The organism is Mechercharimyces mesophilus (assembly GCF_059818345.1).
In genome coordinates this window covers 90,658-105,158 of sequence record NZ_JCBAPH010000001.1, presented here as the reverse complement: position 1 = coordinate 105,158, position 14,501 = coordinate 90,658, and the positions used below count along the sequence as shown (strand labels likewise).

The window sequence follows — 14,501 nt, the reverse complement described above, 5'->3', positions numbered from 1 at the left end:
TTACTTTCTTCTCAAGTCTTATTGGCCTCCTTCTCACGAAGGCGTCACCATGAGCGATTGCAATGTGTCATTCGTTGTGCTCATCCATGAATCTTTGGAGCCACGATTAATACAGATCACCGGGTTGCGACTAACTTGCTTTTCAAAAAGGGTTTTCCTCGACTTGAGACGGGGATACATCTCCTGAGTCCAACCTTCTTGTTTTGCTTGATCCATTAATTGAACCGCTACTTTGGAATTCGTAAACAGATCCAAGGTGGGTTGATTTTCTTGCGAGGCAAAATCCAAGCAATTACCGTTATTATCCACTATCACCCAAATAAATTCCATCTTCATGAGCATTTGCCCAATTTCCCAGCCATTCGCTGTTCCTTGACCAGCACGAATCGCTTCTTCTAACTTTTGATAGGGATTTTCTTTTTGATTTCCACAGAGGTGATCCACATGCTTCTCTAGCAAGCCGATCTGTTCGGGGAAACCATATTGTAAAATAGGCCCCTCTGCTGCCAAAGCCCAACAACGGCTACGTATTTCTTCCCAGTTATGTAATTGTGGCTCTCCACCTGATTGCTCACATACCTTTTGCGCATCTTCTTTATGATAATAAACAGGTATGGCTTGTTGTTGCTCACCCAGATCCACATATAACAGGCGTTCTTTTTGTGATGGGATCCAAGCTCCTTCCAATTCACGCATCTTAACAAGGGCATATTCACAGAGAAGCAAGTGCATAAGCGAGCGGTCTACTATCAGGCGAGATGGCTTTCCTGGATTAAGTGCAAAGCCTTCATAGTTCACACGGAAGGCCGCCTTTAAATAGAAAGCTGTCTCCTTTCGCTGAACAAAAACTTGCTGCTGATTTTGAACCCATTCATTTGCCTCCCGTTCATCCGTAAAGAGGACAAGACGCTTACTTCCAGGCTCCTTTCCACGAGCGGCCAATGGTTTCGGCTTCTCCTCCCGCGTTGCCGGTTGTTGATAAGCAACGTACACAAAGGGAAGATGTTCCGCCAATTTGGGAAACAATTCGCGTGGCGACAATTTTTCCTGATTGGCTTGTTCCAAATATTCTATGGCACGCAATTTTGCTCCACTCCTCTCATTTTAACCGAATGAGACTCTCTAACTCTCCTCGGTATTCGACAAAATCTTAAAATCCCCTCTCTCAAAGGCAAAAAGACCGCTCAGGCGGCCCTTCTATCCTTTGCTACAAGCCATTTAGGCAAGTGGAAGTTGTGACAAGAAATTTTCAAAGGTAGGTATATCGATTTGTTGATTGGCATCCGACAATGCGACAGACGGATCGGGATGCACTTCAACCATAATTCCATCTGCTCCAGATGCCAATGCTGCTTTGGCAATGGGCAAGAGAATATCGCGCCGCCCAGTAGAGTGGGTAATATCTACAATAACGGGTAAGTGGCTTTCTTGTTTTAGAATAGGAACAGCTGAGATGTCCAGTGTATTGCGTGTCCATTTTTCATACGTGCGGATGCCACGTTCGCATAGAATCACTTGGGTATTCCCTCGTGAAACGATGTACTCCGCTGCAAATAAAAACTCTTCAATCGTCGCAGCCATACCACGCTTCAAAAAGACCGGCGTATCTACCCTACCCGCCTCTTTGAGAAGGTCAAAATTCTGCATGTTACGAGCTCCGATTTGAATGATATCAACGTATTGAGTAGCCATCTCAATATCACTCGGGTTAACGATCTCACTGACAACGTTTAAACCAAACTCATCTGCAACTTCCCGCAAAATTTGCAAGCCCTCTTCCCCAAGTCCTTGAAAATCGTAGGGAGAAGTACGCGGTTTAAAAGCTCCTCCTCGCAGAAAGCGAACGCCTTCTTTTTTGAGACTGGAGGCCACTTGACGTACTTGTTCTTTGGATTCAACGGAGCAGGGACCAGCAATAACCGTCTTGTGAGGAGGTCCAATTTGATCTCCACCAATCGTTACGACTGTATCCAGTGCTTTTCGTTTACGACTTACCAACAATGCTTTCTTCTCTTCGTCACCTTGCAAACTAAGAGACGCTTTGAAGATCTCCTTAAACAGATGACGCACGATAGCATCATCAAACGGACCGTCATTATGGGAAACCAACTCATCAAGCATTTTCCGTTCGCGGACCGGATCGTATTTCATCACACCCTGCCGTGTTTTCATCTCTCCGATCTCTTTGACGATATCCGCTCTTTCATTCATCAACTTCAATAATTCTAGATTTATCCGATCCAATCCTTCTCTTAATTTATCTAACTGGTGATCACTCATTGCTTAACGCCCCTATTCTTCGTTCTAATCAATCATGGTCCCTTAATGGACAGCAGGGTTTGTTTCCATTAATTTATGGAACCACTGCGTTATCTCTTGACTATCTTCTGGAAAAACAAAAGTTCTCCACTCTGGATTTTGACCTGTTGTGACAATCACAGACGTCGGAAAGCTTACGCCCTTCAACTCCTCTTCATTCGTACCCTCCAGACCTACTGCATCAAGCAATAGACGTAAGGTCTCAGAATCCGGTATACGAACAAATACCACTCGTTTCACCCGTTTATGCCAAGCCGCTTCTTGCTCTACCACCGTGGAAACGGCACTCGGATAGACCCAAGCAATCTCCGCTTGTTCTTCCTCTTGCCATGCGAATGAGTCCATCACTTGGATAGAGTCCCCATCCGGGATATGCAATTGTTCAGATTGTTTGGCTACCACCATGACCTTATCTTCTCCCTGATCGGGACTTTTGACTACACCTGATTGTGCTGTCTGCGTCGTCGATAAGGGGGGAGATTCTGCTATTTGCCTTGGTTCATCAGAATCGTAACCCATTTTCGGGACAAAAAAGTAAACAATCATCATCATGGATGCCGAAACAATGACCCACTTGGGTACCGCACTGCGAACAGAGCGCTCTTGACGTTGTTTTTCACTTCGAATCTCTTCGAGGGTGTGGACAAGCTCAATCATCTCCTGCAGGTCTTGTTTGCATTCAGCACAAACATGCACGTGAGCTTTTAGTTTTTTGTTGTCAGACTTCGAGATTTCTTGGTCGACATATCGCTGAATCAAAGGTTCCATTTCCCTGCAAGACATCAATCGGTCATCCCCTTACTTTTTGGAGAGTCGATCCTTGAGCATTCTCCTCGCTCGGAACAATTGTGTTTTCACTGTTCCTTCTGGGATATCCAGTTCTTCACTAATTTCTGTATAAGAATAGCCATGAAAATGGCGAAGCTCAACCACTCTTTGATATATTTCGGGCAAACCGTCTACTTCGCGATGAATCTCTTCCAATAACAACCGCTGTTCTACCTGCTCTTCCACCGACATTTCCACAGTAGAAGAAGAAGGCTCGGAGTAGACAAAGGCATCTTCCATAGCCACTATCTTCAAGCTTTTTTTCCGCTTTTGATCGCGAAAGCGGTTGGTCATCATCGTACGTAGCCACGCTTTTAACGACTTTTCATACACATATTTATTTGATTTGCGATGGGCCTGCCACATGGTTTCCTGCGTCAAGTCTTTCGCATCTTCCGTATTTCCTGTTAGACGATAAGCTATATGATATAAATAACGATAATGCTTCAGCAAACGTTCCAAGAAATCATCTGTACCTGTCCGGTTCTCTGATGTGATTCCGGTTTCTTCTGTCCCCATAAGAACCTCCTGCTCTCATTAACGAGATTTCCATACATAACCCGTTAACTTTTCTCCTGCTTTGCTGTCACTTCGAGCAAACGCTCCTTCGTAATCGCATGATGAGAAGCACTCCAAATCACTTTCTCATCCACAATCCACAATACCTGAGGAGATTCATGCTCCACTTCTGTGTCGATCGCTATTTGGTTGGAAACTCCGCGATCTTCAATTACCTTGACGAGCCCAGCGGATAAGCGATTAGCCTGTTTTGTTTGACAAAAGTCTTCAAAAGCTTCATACGCTCTCCTACTGATCGGACAGACAGTACTATGCTTAAATAACAGCATATCTTTATCATTAGATAATCGCAAAAAATGACCCCAGTCGTCAATGGTATTTATTTCTTTTATGTGAGACATCTTTTCATCCTCCTATAGTCAAAAAAACTGAGCACCTGAGGTGCCCAATTCTCTTTCATATATCTTTATCTTCTAAACGTGATTTTTCTCTTCTTTTGCTTCCAGTTTCTCCGCTAATTCTACGCCATCCTCCGCAACAACCTCTTTCGCCTCATCCAATTTCCCTTCTGCTTTTGAGGCGATTTCCACTGTCTTATTTGACATCGAGTTGCGAATTTGACTCCATCCCTCATGTAACTTTTCTTTCGCTTCATCGAGCTTCTTAACAATATCATCCGTCTGTCCCATGACATTATCTTTTACTTCGACACTCTTTTCTTTCGCACCTTCGTAGCCCAGCGTAATTTCTCTTCTTACTTCTCTACCTGATTTAGGAGTCAATAGTACAGCGGCCGCGGCACCGATCGCTCCACCGACTAACGCACCGATGATAAAATCTTTGCCATTGATCGAGTTATTTTTGTCGCTCATAACCTTCTCTCCTCCTATTTTTTCAGCTTTCTTTCTGGATGACGAAAGCGATTCACGATGTCGACACCCATTCCTAAGTATGCGGCCACCTTACCTAATCGTTTACTCTGCTGTCGTGTTTCAGTCGTCACTGAGGTGGTCACTTCGCCTACTGCCTTCCCTACATCTGACAGGGAAGCAAGAAAGGCATCCACATGCTCTTGCATTCGCTTGCTCTGCTGATGTGTATCCTTGGCAACCGTTGTTGCCACTTCACTTACGGTATTTCCTGTATCAACCAATGAGTCTACTAGTGAGTCCAGCTTACGGCTCTTTTCTTGCACATCGGTAATCAGGACACGGGCTTCACGCATCGTGAGCGTCGATTCAGTTACCACTTCATCTACTTTTTCTTCTGTTTGTTTTAGTACTGACTCAACAGATACCATCGTCTGGTTCAACTTATTCAATGAACGAATAACGAAGAACACTAAAATACCAAATGCAACTGCAATAAGAGCAACGCTCACATCAATAAGTGATAGATCCTCCATTACGCCCTAACCCCTTTCTTATTTGAATTTACCCTTTTTTCTGCAATATGAAACCCAATATTCCTTCTTTTTTTTGTGAAAGGATCGCTATTCCATCTTCTTCTATCATACAAGTTTTCACACCCCATTTCAAAGAATGATGTTTGAATTTTTCGCGCCTAGTCGCAGAGCAATTCTATGGTTATAATAGGGGAGATAGCTGTATAGGGTTGCGGTCCTTCCTAATCGAAATGGGATTGTTCTTGAAAGGAGAGATATATTTGTCAGAAACAAAAACGATAGTCGTGATGAATGGGGATCAGACGGGACAAGAGCTCTTAGAAGAGTCTTTGCGTCTGTTATCTTCTGATGTTATCGGCTTTGATGTGCAATTTGATACTTATGATCTAAGCCTGGAGAATAGGCGGGCAACGAAAAATAAAGTTGTCTATGAAGCAGCAGAAGCGATGAAGAAACATGGGTTTGGTCTAAAGGCCGCCACCATTACCCCTGAAGAAAAGGGAGATATCGGAAGCCCTAACGCCATCTTACGGCGAGAGATCGATGGCAAAGTCATTGTACGTACTGGACGCCGCATTCCAGGTGTACGGCCCGTAGCAGGAACCTTCGCCCCAATTTCAGTTATCCGCATGGCGGTGGGTGATGCCTATGGTGCAAAAGAATGGCGCGATGGCGAAGGAATCAACGAGGTCTCTTATCGGACCGAGGTGATCGATCGCAAAACCTGTCGTTCGGTGGCCGAATATGCATTCCGTCACGCACAAAAGATGGGTGCAAAAGTATTTGGTGGACCGAAGTTCACCGTAAGCCCAATCTATGAAGGTATGCTTAAAGAAGAAATGGACGAGGCCAGCAAGCGTTATCCAGACGTTCCCTACGATCCACAACTCATCGATGCTACCTATGCACTATTACTTAACGCCGAGGAAGAGCCATTGGTAATTCCAGCTCTCAACCGTGATGGAGACTGCCTCAGTGATCTGGTGCTGCAACTCTTCGGCTCTATCGCAGGTGCTGAATCGATTCTTATGAGCTTCGACGAGTCCTTTGATCCGAAAGTGATCATGGCAGAAGCTCCTCATGGAACCGCTCCTTCTCTCTATGGGAAGAATATCGCCAACCCAATGGCGATGATTCTAGCGGTAGCTTCCCTTCTTACCCATTTTGACCATCCAAAAGCACCCGCAGCCTCACGCGCGATCTACGAAGCAACGATTGAAACCGTACGTGAGGGAACATCCACCTCTGATCTCGGTGGAAATGCACTCACAACCGAGTTTACTAAGGAAGTCATTGATAAGATTAAAACCAAACTAGAAGTATGGAGTTCCCTCCAAGGGTTCTAAGTGAAACGACCCCTTGTCTCACTCATGAGACAAGGGGTTTTGCTTTTTCTATATAGGTTTAAGCCTGCACAAACTTTATCTAATCAGGTAGCGTCCAATCTTCACTTGATTCCGAGATATTTTTAGCGAAGACTGAACCAAGTTAACTTTCGAGACGATACTTTCGCATCTCTGTTTTCGTGCCGAAAAGATCATCTTCTACCGTCTCCATACACTTTAATCCACATGCTTCATAGAAACGACACCCCATCTGGTTTTCGCTCTCCACCCAAACCGTAAGTTGTTGCTCTCCTCGCGCTCTTTCTTTCCACTGAGTAAGAAAACGCCTTCCGATCCCCTGCTTCTGATAGGCAGGTAAGATATATATCCTAGTAAGCTCCACTTCTCGATCTGAAAGGGACTGAAATTGTGCATAGCCGATCACTTCCTGCTCATGTATCGCTACATAAAAACCGCGTGGATTTTGCGCGACATCCCCTTCCCACGATTTCTTCAATTGCTTCCTATCATAAAACGTCGTGAGAAATTTCTCGATCACCTCAGCAGGTAGAAAGGAACCATAGGTAGCAGGCCAAGCTTCATGTGCTACTTTTTGCACACCGGCTAAGTCTCTTTCTTCAGCGAAGCGAATTTCAATGCTCAATTACATACACCTCGCTATGCATAATCTCCTTATGCTTTTTCTCTTCTAAAAAGTACCATGAACTCGATCCTAGTCCTATTCTACTAAAAAAATAATACCTTCATGGTTTCTTTCTACCTTCTTCTTTCTACCTTCTTCTTTCTACCTTCTTCTTTCTACCTTCTTCTTTCTACCTTCTTCTTTCTACTTTCTACCCACCCCATTCCCCTTCGCTTCTCCCTTGTGGTCCACGTGCACCTCTGGGCCCTCTCGGTCCTCTCGGGCCTGTGGGGCCTGTGGGGCCTGTGGGACCTGTAGGACCATTCGTGACAGAACCCAACTTGACCACATACGCATCCGTCGCTCCCGCGTACTGAAACTGAAAGGCGTTTGGCGTACAAGGAAAATTAAAGGAGTTGGTAGCTCCTGTGACATAAACCCTCTCCAGAGGGTCTACTGCTGTATCCGCTCCTCTGTCAATTCCCCCTCCACCAAGATACGTAGAGAAACATAGTCCTGAACCGGAAAAGCTGATCAGCGTGAGAAAAGAGTCCGTCTCGCCAAAGAGGCGATCTTGAATCGCATCACTAGTAATAGGGAAGTTCGTTGACAAGGTGGTTCCTGTTACCCATGCACTTCCCGAGGAGTCAAGTGCAATCCCACCCGTTGTTAACCCAAATTCATTTGATCCGATAAAATCAAAATTACTTCCACCTAAATAGGTAGAGTAGGAAAGCCTCGATCCGTCTTCAGTTAGTCGCGTGACGATCCCATTTGCTATCCCTCCTCCATAAAGAGTTTGAAAAGCGTTGGAGGTCACAGGAAAGTCACTCGAATTGGTCGTTCCTCCTATATAGGCACGCTGTCGACTATCCACAGCAATTCCCGATCCCATATCTGTTCCATTCCCACCTAGGAAAGTCGAGTAAATGAGAGAAGTCCCTGTTGAATTTAATTTTGTCACGAAAGCATCTAATGCTCCCGCATTAACTGTCTGAAATGCTTGTGATGTAATCGGAAAGTTCGTTGACAATGTTTGCCCTGTAATATAAGTATTTCCTCCCGTATCCACTGCAATGCCATTACCGATATCTAGACCACCTCCCAAGAAAGTGGAGTAAATGAGCGAAGAGCCTGTGGGAGCAAATTTGGTTACAAAGACATTGGAGTTGCCTCTCAGTACACTCTGGTAAACACCTGATGTAATAGGGAAGTCAGACGAAGATGTAAAGCCAGTTACATAAGCGCTCCCTTTCTCATCAATAGAGAGGGCGAGAACCGCATCGTCAAAACTCCCTCCCAAAAAAGTGGAGTACTCAAGGGAGGAACCTGTCGAACTTAATTTTGTCACAAAACCCGCCTCTGGTCCTCCCGGAAAAAGAGTTTGAAAAGACCCTGTAGTGATAGGAAAATCGGAAGTGATAGCCAAACCTCCCACAAAAGCGCTACCCGAGGCATCTACCTCTATTCCAAACCCGAAAGATTGTCCGCTTCCTCCTAAATATGTTGAATAAAAAAGAGAGGACCCGGACCCATTAAGCTTTGAGATAAACGCATTGCTCTCTCCACCTAAAGACATCTGAAATGCACCCGTCGACACTGGAAAATCGGTAGAATCGGTTCTCCCAGTCAGATAGGCGTTTCCTTTCTGATCAACCGCAATGCTAATTCCACGATCGAGGCTACTTCCCCCCAAGAAGGTGGAATAAACAACAAACGGATCGATTACGAGCGGAAGAGAGGCATCGTATTCTGCAACAAAAAATCCAAAGGTAGATTCGTCATAGAAATGGAAGAAAGTTGGTACATCTTCTTTCTCACTTCCTTTTAATTGAAAGCTAATGGGCTTCTTCTCCGTAATGAATGTTGATTCTCCTACAATACAAAGATCGCCTGCCTCCGTAATGAACGTTCTTTGTACTCCTCCCTCATAAGAAAAGCGAATATCCTCTATCTTCGCTCTTGGTTCAAGGTAAATATCATACTTCAAACCACTTTCATTGATAGAGAAAAGGAGGTCGATCCCAGGCCATACGCTTTCATAGATCACTTGCTCAACGTAAGGTCTGCTTTCTCCATTCAACGAAAAACATGTTCTTTTCGGAGCAATCCCTTCCCTTGCTCCATGAAAACAAAGCCACATATCAGGAGAGCCGCGATGGGCAATCCGTACGCTTCCAGACTCAAAAGTAAGGGTCATTCCTTGTACTATAGGATTTAGCGTAGTCAATCCACAATCGACTTGTTTTAATAAAAAAGAAGGGGACCACATGGGAGACACCATTACACTCCTCATTCCTTTTTTTAACTCTTTTTCTTATGTTATTACTATGTAGGAAGTTGAGTTCCATAAATGATCTCCCGCGAATAGAAAAAAACGAATTTTTCATATATAATAAAAGTAAGAGTATTCCCTAACTTTTCGCTGTCAGGAGGGTTAACGATGGAACCAGGTCATGAGCCAACACCAACGAAGCCTGTCACCCAGACGCCTGCGACAGATGATCATGCACGCAAGCACATTCTATCGTTCATCAGTATGTTGGTATTAACCGCTGTTGCCTTTTATCTCGTTGCCACGAATGTTCTTCCTCCCGCTGCTCTGATTACGATCATCTTGGTGCTGGCGGTTATTCAAGTCCTGTTGCAATTGTTTACTTTTATGCACCTTGATCAAAAAGGAAGTTTCTTTCCATTACTCTTTATCTTTACAGGAATCATCGTGGCCATAACGGTCATTCTGGCGACTACCATTTTTCTCGAGTGAGAGGGTAAACAAAAAGCGCCGTCTCACGTAGAGGCAGCGCTTTTTATTCTTCTTGGTCTTCTACTATCTTGGTTTTCTTCGTCCTTCCAAAATGTCTTTACCCAGTTTGGGATTGGCGGCAACTGATTCGGCAAACTTTAATAAATCATTTTTATCTACGTCCGCTTGTGTAATCCGCATCAGATACTCGATTACCGCCCCCATTCCACCACGATCCAATGCTTCTTTTGCTCCGCTCATGATATGCGCCATTTGCTGTTCGGACAATACATTTTGTCCCATCACATTATTAATCATATTCGCAAGGTCTTTCATGGATGGTCCTCTATTCATTTTTTCCCCTCCTGTTCATTACGATCTCCTTTCAGACTATGTCAAATCTCCCGCTTTCGCATAGACACTTACCCTCCAGCCAGCCTAATTCTTATGAACTTGGGCTGATACAGGATACTGAGGAAATCACTTTCTACGGAAGATGAATACTGTATAAAGGAGAAAATAAATACAGGAGGTTCATATGTCCATGTACACAACCATGCAAGTGGGGGGAAATGCCTCTTATCTTGAGCCACCTCTTCCCATGTGGAAACGATTGCTCCTTTTCCTCTTGGTTATCCCCACCATTTTTTGGTTCGTCTTTGGTTGCTAGCCAGACGAAGGTTTCTTTTCTTTCTATGACCCCTATTCTCTATCAGAAGAAGAGAGCAGTTCCTCACTTCCCACTCACTATCCTAAGCTAGCGTCGTACGGTGAGGAACTGCTTATTCATGTCACGATATTTGACTTCACATAGAAAGCGTTCGAACGACAATCGAAAAATTCCTCCATGAAGAATCACTTCTTTCACCGAAACCACTTCACGAATTTTTGTGTCAGCTTAGGAATCCAGCCAGAAAAGAGTTTCTCGCGCCAATAGAGGTCCGCCACACGCCCAACAGCAGCAACCCGAGTAGGGTAGGGATAAACCACTTGAGAGAGCGCACCGATCTTATGTCCATATTGCTTCGCAAATACGACTTCTTGCATGACTTCTCCTATGCTCGCTCCTACAGCATGGGCGCCCATGATGTTCCCTTTGCGATCCGTAATAATTTTGATGATTCCATTCGTTTCATGATCGGCTACATAACGATCCACGTCGTCCAACGTTTGTTTATACACCCGATAATCCAACTGCTGTGCCTTGGCTTCTTCTTCCGTTAAACCTAAATGAAAAAGCTCCGGATCGGTGTAAATCACCCAGGGGAGGTTGCCATAGCCAATGCGCTGCCTTACCCCGAAGACCGCATTCGTTATAACCGTTTTCCCCTCTAAGTTCGCCGCATGGGTAAAGGGGTATTGTCCATTCACATCGCCAATGGCATAGATATGACGCTGTGAGGTTTGCAGTCGATGATTAACGGAGAGTGCCCCCCTCTCATTCGTTTGCAATCCCGCTCGCTCCAGTTGAAGCCCTGCTGTATTCGGCTTTCGACCGGTGGCGACAAGGATCTCATCCACCTCTATATTCTGTTCCTGCCCCCGCTGTTGATAGGTTAGCTTCTTCCTTTTACCCATCGATTCCACCTGGGTGATTTGTGCCCCGAGGAACACGTCCATCTCCTTCTCTATCGCTTGTCGGACGTAAGGAACCACCTCCTGATCCTCCTGTGGTAGGAAAGACTCACTAGCCTCCAGGAGAGTCACCTTCGTCCCGAAGCGCGCCATCGACTGTGCCAATTCTAATCCAATTGGACCGGCTCCAATCACAGCGAGTGAAGTCGGTTTTTCCTCTAGCTGAAAAAGGGTTTCATTGGTGAGGTAACCACTTTCTTTTAGTCCTGGTATGGGAGGAACAAAAGGACTGGACCCCGTAGCAATCACCAATCGCTTTCCATAAAGCACTTCTCCCTCTGCCACCTCTACTTCATGGGTCCCAACAAAAGTAGCCTTACTATGGTAAACATCAATTCCCATCTGTTCAAAGCGTTTGGGATCGTCATGCTGTTGAATCGTGGAGATGGCTTTCTCCAACCGAGCTTTGGCCACAGAAAAGTCAGCTTCTCCATCCATCTGCAATTGAAATTGACTTGCTTTCTTCGCCGTATCGATGATTTTCGCCGAGTGAATCAGCGATTTACTCGGTACACAACCGGTCCATAAGCAATCTCCACCCAGTGGTCCATTATTTATAAGCGCAACGGATGTCCCGAACGAAGCAGCACCAGCTGCAACAACCAATCCACCCGCTCCACCACCGATCACAATGAGTTGATACTTCTTCATTATTGCTTCACTCCTTGTTCACCCTCTTTCTTAGCATTATATCATGGTGATCTCACCAATAATGTAGGGCTGCTTACATCTTTACACCTGACAAAAGAAAACCCCCTCTCCTTGTGAAGGAAAAGGGATTAAAGGCGATGAATACGAGCACTGGAATTTTGATTTTGCTGTTGTTCCATTAGCTTTAATAATAGGTTGTATTCTTCAATGAGCATCATTTCAAAAAACTTCATCTCTTTGCGTAGCTTCCGACTTTCCTCTGCCAGTTTCTCCATTTGATCTTGGTTGCTTTGTAAGATCTTCTCCAGTTTTTCGATGCGGACCTGCCAATGTTCAATTTGTGAGCGAATATCCTGGTCAGACGAGGATGGAGCATTCATTAAGTATTTCCATCTCTTATAACATGCACTAGGACTTCTTCCTAACTTCTCGCTTATTTTTTCAAATACCCTATTCCGGTCCATTCCAGACTTTCTTCCAGTCTGCACGTATTGCTGTAGAATTCGATCCTCTTCACTGCTCCATGAGCGGGCCAAAAACGGCACCTCTTTCGTCTTAAATCCATTGCCTCCTGTATGTTATGATTGTGCATCGGATTCTGTATCAACGCTTGTCTTTAACTCCTCAGGTTTGGATGAAAAATAGTTTGTTCCCTCTTCTTGTGACGGTACATGATCCTCTTGATCCATCGCCTGTGCAACTTCTAATAAATGGAGTAACCCTTCATATCGTTCTTTCACTTGATTGTACAGTTCCAATGCTTGGCAATGCTCTCTTAGCCGTTCGTTCTCTTTTGCCAGTTGCTGTAGCCTCTCCTCTTTGCCATTTAGCTTTCCTTCAAGCTCTTTCACCTGCCACTCCATGCGTTCCCTCTCTTCATCCACTTGCGTCAGATCTTTCATCACACTTTTAAGAGAGTGGGCGGAGGCTACCCTTTTCTTCTGTATCTCTTTTAAGATATTTTCTTTTTTCGCCTTTTGAAAATCACGCATAACGTTTTGTCGCACGACAGCATTCCAACGAAATGCACAAGCACCGGCTGTCCTTCCCAACTTCTCACTCAAGTCATCAAACGCATCCAATTGTGTTTTCCCTTCACGAATGTAACGCAAGACCGTATCTGACAACAAGCGATCTTCTTCTTCCGTCCACATGCGTCCCTTCATACTCAAACTCTCCTTCCAAAAGTGTCTTCATCCTAATTTATTAGCTTACTTCTCAATTGGTGCCACTTATCTAAAAATATTTTCAAAAAAAAATACCCGAAGGATATCACCCACGGGTACTTGATTCAAAGTGTTGTGGCTTAGGAAGAGGGGCAATGCCAAGGGACAATTTTTTTACTTCTATAGGGTCAACGATCGCTTTTGTTGAAGGTAAGCGGTCCAAGCAATCCTGTAACCAAGTAAACACTCGCTCCACTTCCACCTCTCGATAAAAAGGGCGAAATGGAGCCAAATAGGCTTGTGCTGTAGTTGCCAACTTTCGTGCTCCACGCACTTTCCCTCGCTCTAGTTGATGGCAAATCGCAGCTACTTGGATGAGGCCATGATAAAAATCATTCTCTCGTTCTGTTTGCCACAGATCTTCTAATACTTCATGAGCTTCCCAATACTCTCCTCGATGATAACAGCCGAAGAAATCAATATATAAAGAGGGGTAATCTACTTTTTTACTCATTTTATTCCATCCTTTTTACATCCATCTAGTAACCATGATTGATCTTCCTATCCCCATCCGCACCAGATGGATCACTCTTCAGTTTCAACCGAAGCCTTTACAAAAAATCTGCCATACCATAATATTAGCATAGAAACCCAGTACCATAACCCACTGTTAGGTAAGCTAGGGGGAACACAATTTATGGAGCAAATTTTTTCGGAGTTACACGCTCTCTTTACACGCACCCAGTCGTCGATCGAAACATTTATCGAAATGTTAGAACCACGAGTAGATAATGCCGCTACGGAAAAGGAACGCCTTTATTTTCACCATATCATCGAGGAAGAGGAAGAAAGGCTGAAGCGACTGAAAGATCTGCTTCCACGGCTAGAAACGTTATTAAATCAGCCTGCAATCTCTCATCAGATTGATTCCATCGAGGAATGGACCGTTGGCGACCTTCGCTCCAAAGGGGGGCAACAAAATGGATAGACGCGATTTTTTACAAGCTTTGCAAGATATTCAGATTGAGAAATTTGGTTTACACAACTTCGTTGAACACCTCGACCTGGCCATGTTCGAATTGACCGACGATGAAGAGAAGCAAGCGAAGCTGCAAGAATTACGCGAACTGTCTGGTAATGATTACATTCGACTAAAAGAGATTGTCTCTCAACTAAGTGAGCACTTCACGGAGGACAATGAACAACCCGCTCGTCAGCGTGGACAGCACGAAGAATGGTCCGTCGGAAACTTAAATCGATAGGA

The 14,501-nt window shown here is 44.6% G+C and carries 18 protein-coding genes and 2 pseudogenes; 6 read left to right on the top strand and 14 right to left on the bottom strand.

Annotated features, from left to right (window positions below):
- Positions 1-33 precede the first annotated feature (33 nt).
- From AC6RGY_RS00640 to AC6RGY_RS00610, 7 genes are all read right to left on the bottom strand, one after another.
- Complete coding sequence (locus AC6RGY_RS00640) at positions 34-1,083, bottom strand: hypothetical protein (RefSeq protein WP_499858857.1); 1,050 nt, start codon at positions 1,081-1,083, stop codon at positions 34-36.
- Between the two features lie 135 nt (positions 1,084-1,218).
- Positions 1,219-2,280: a bifunctional 3-deoxy-7-phosphoheptulonate synthase/chorismate mutase gene (locus AC6RGY_RS00635; protein ID WP_499858855.1), complete on the bottom strand. Its 1,062-nt coding sequence runs from the start codon at positions 2,278-2,280 to the stop codon at positions 1,219-1,221.
- 42 nt (positions 2,281-2,322) lie between these two features.
- Complete coding sequence (locus AC6RGY_RS00630; protein ID WP_499858853.1) at positions 2,323-3,102, bottom strand: anti-sigma factor family protein; 780 nt, start codon at positions 3,100-3,102, stop codon at positions 2,323-2,325.
- Positions 3,103-3,117: 15 nt separating this feature from the next.
- A complete protein-coding gene (locus AC6RGY_RS00625) occupies positions 3,118-3,666 on the bottom strand; it encodes an RNA polymerase sigma factor (RefSeq protein WP_499858851.1) in 549 nt (182 codons plus the stop codon).
- Positions 3,667-3,710: 44 nt separating this feature from the next.
- Positions 3,711-4,067, bottom strand: coding sequence for a bacillithiol system redox-active protein YtxJ (gene ytxJ / locus AC6RGY_RS00620; RefSeq protein WP_499858849.1), 357 nt, complete (start codon positions 4,065-4,067; stop codon positions 3,711-3,713).
- Positions 4,068-4,139: 72 nt separating this feature from the next.
- The gene (locus tag AC6RGY_RS00615; protein ID WP_499858846.1) at positions 4,140-4,538 is read right to left on the bottom strand and encodes a YtxH domain-containing protein; all 399 of its coding nucleotides are present in this window, start codon (positions 4,536-4,538) and stop codon (positions 4,140-4,142) included.
- A 14-nt stretch (positions 4,539-4,552) separates the two neighbouring features.
- Positions 4,553-5,071, bottom strand: coding sequence for a DUF948 domain-containing protein (locus AC6RGY_RS00610; protein WP_499858845.1), 519 nt, complete (start codon positions 5,069-5,071; stop codon positions 4,553-4,555).
- A gap of 287 nt (positions 5,072-5,358) precedes the next feature.
- Here AC6RGY_RS00610 and AC6RGY_RS00605 point away from each other — a divergent pair, with 287 nt between their 5' ends.
- Positions 5,359-6,417: an isocitrate/isopropylmalate family dehydrogenase gene (locus AC6RGY_RS00605; protein WP_499861394.1), complete on the top strand. Its 1,059-nt coding sequence runs from the start codon at positions 5,359-5,361 to the stop codon at positions 6,415-6,417.
- Between the two features lie 142 nt (positions 6,418-6,559).
- On the opposite strand, the gene AC6RGY_RS00600 is transcribed toward AC6RGY_RS00605, so the two are convergent.
- On the bottom strand, positions 6,560-7,060 hold the full coding sequence (locus tag AC6RGY_RS00600; RefSeq protein ID WP_499858844.1) for a GNAT family N-acetyltransferase: 501 nt from the start codon (positions 7,058-7,060) through the stop codon (positions 6,560-6,562).
- 218 nt (positions 7,061-7,278) lie between these two features.
- On the opposite strand from AC6RGY_RS00600, the pseudogene AC6RGY_RS00595 reads away from it, so the two are divergent.
- Positions 7,279-7,416 (top strand): annotated as a pseudogene (locus tag AC6RGY_RS00595) (glutamine synthetase); the annotation flags it as partial.
- 35 nt (positions 7,417-7,451) lie between these two features.
- Here the strand turns inward: AC6RGY_RS00595 and AC6RGY_RS00590 are convergent.
- Positions 7,452-9,182: pseudogene (locus tag AC6RGY_RS00590) on the bottom strand (SBBP repeat-containing protein); the annotation flags it as partial.
- 300 nt (positions 9,183-9,482) lie between these two features.
- On the opposite strand from AC6RGY_RS00590, the gene AC6RGY_RS00585 reads away from it, so the two are divergent.
- Positions 9,483-9,806, top strand: a complete 324-nt coding sequence (locus AC6RGY_RS00585) for a cytochrome C oxidase subunit IV family protein (RefSeq protein ID WP_499858841.1) — start codon at positions 9,483-9,485, stop codon at positions 9,804-9,806.
- Positions 9,807-9,869: 63 nt separating this feature from the next.
- Here the strand turns inward: AC6RGY_RS00585 and AC6RGY_RS00580 are convergent, their stop codons facing one another.
- Positions 9,870-10,139: a hypothetical protein gene (locus tag AC6RGY_RS00580; protein WP_499858840.1), complete on the bottom strand. Its 270-nt coding sequence runs from the start codon at positions 10,137-10,139 to the stop codon at positions 9,870-9,872.
- Between the two features lie 190 nt (positions 10,140-10,329).
- On the opposite strand from AC6RGY_RS00580, the gene AC6RGY_RS00575 reads away from it, so the two are divergent.
- Complete coding sequence (locus AC6RGY_RS00575) at positions 10,330-10,455, top strand: hypothetical protein (RefSeq protein ID WP_499858837.1); 126 nt, start codon at positions 10,330-10,332, stop codon at positions 10,453-10,455.
- A 194-nt stretch (positions 10,456-10,649) separates the two neighbouring features.
- Here the strand turns inward: AC6RGY_RS00575 and AC6RGY_RS00570 are convergent, their stop codons facing one another.
- From AC6RGY_RS00570 to AC6RGY_RS00555, 4 genes are all read right to left on the bottom strand, one after another.
- Complete coding sequence (locus AC6RGY_RS00570; protein ID WP_499858835.1) at positions 10,650-12,071, bottom strand: dihydrolipoyl dehydrogenase family protein; 1,422 nt, start codon at positions 12,069-12,071, stop codon at positions 10,650-10,652.
- 128 nt (positions 12,072-12,199) lie between these two features.
- On the bottom strand, positions 12,200-12,607 hold the full coding sequence (locus AC6RGY_RS00565) for an SANT/Myb-like DNA-binding domain-containing protein (RefSeq protein ID WP_499858832.1): 408 nt from the start codon (positions 12,605-12,607) through the stop codon (positions 12,200-12,202).
- A 42-nt stretch (positions 12,608-12,649) separates the two neighbouring features.
- Positions 12,650-13,237: a hypothetical protein gene (locus tag AC6RGY_RS00560; RefSeq protein WP_499858829.1), complete on the bottom strand. Its 588-nt coding sequence runs from the start codon at positions 13,235-13,237 to the stop codon at positions 12,650-12,652.
- A 106-nt stretch (positions 13,238-13,343) separates the two neighbouring features.
- Entirely contained in the window at positions 13,344-13,751 is a 408-nt protein-coding gene (locus tag AC6RGY_RS00555) for a DUF309 domain-containing protein (protein ID WP_499858827.1), read from the bottom strand.
- Positions 13,752-13,934: 183 nt separating this feature from the next.
- Between AC6RGY_RS00555 and AC6RGY_RS00550 the strand changes: the two genes are divergently transcribed.
- Positions 13,935-14,225, top strand: a complete 291-nt coding sequence (locus AC6RGY_RS00550; protein WP_499858824.1) for a hypothetical protein — start codon at positions 13,935-13,937, stop codon at positions 14,223-14,225.
- Positions 14,218-14,499, top strand: a complete 282-nt coding sequence (locus tag AC6RGY_RS00545) for a hypothetical protein (RefSeq protein WP_499858822.1) — start codon at positions 14,218-14,220, stop codon at positions 14,497-14,499. The genes AC6RGY_RS00550 and AC6RGY_RS00545 overlap by 8 nt, the downstream gene beginning before the upstream one ends.
- Positions 14,500-14,501 lie beyond the last annotated feature (2 nt).